Genomic DNA, 502 nt, shown 5'->3' with positions numbered 1-502 from the left:
GTACAGGCCTCCCACCATGCCCCATTGAGAGTGCGGCTGACTGTCGCGAACCACTGAGGACCCAGGTCACTTTGCGCGACGTAGACCATAAACGCACTGCCGTCTCTCGGCGCGCTGTCCATCGTCTGCCAGCCCTGCACTGGCTGTGAAAGCGCAACCTTGGCGCTGTCGTGCCAGTTGACGTATGTCAGTGGAATAAGCTCCTGCGCTCGTTCGATAAGGTCACGAAGCATGAAACTCACCTCGCTCGCCGCCTTCTCTGAGGCGGGTGCGATGTTCTCATTTTTGGGGACATTTTCAGGGTCATTCGGCAAGGGTTTGCCGAGGTTTCTCGGTTCGTTCGATAGCTGTTCCGCCTTCTCTGAGGCGGGGACGGCGAAGAGGGGGCAGACGTTGCGCACAGCCGAACCGCAATGCTTCGTCGGAGGGCTCGCGCCGCCATCTGGGCGGTTCAGGGTGACGTGCCGTTTCCACACCGATCCGAAGTCATGAAACTCGTATG

General features: G+C 59.6%; 1 protein-coding gene. It reads right to left on the bottom strand.

The features are described 5' to 3' along the window. Window positions 1-502, bottom strand: a 502-nt coding sequence (locus CWC17_RS19430) for a hypothetical protein (RefSeq protein WP_171042123.1), incomplete at both ends; no start/stop codon positions are given.

Origin of the sequence: Pseudoalteromonas sp. S3785 (assembly GCF_005887365.1) — a bacterium.
GTDB lineage: Bacteria > Pseudomonadota > Gammaproteobacteria > Enterobacterales > Alteromonadaceae > Pseudoalteromonas.
Note: the sequence above shows the minus strand (reverse complement) of the source record. Positions and strands in the feature narration are given on the sequence as shown.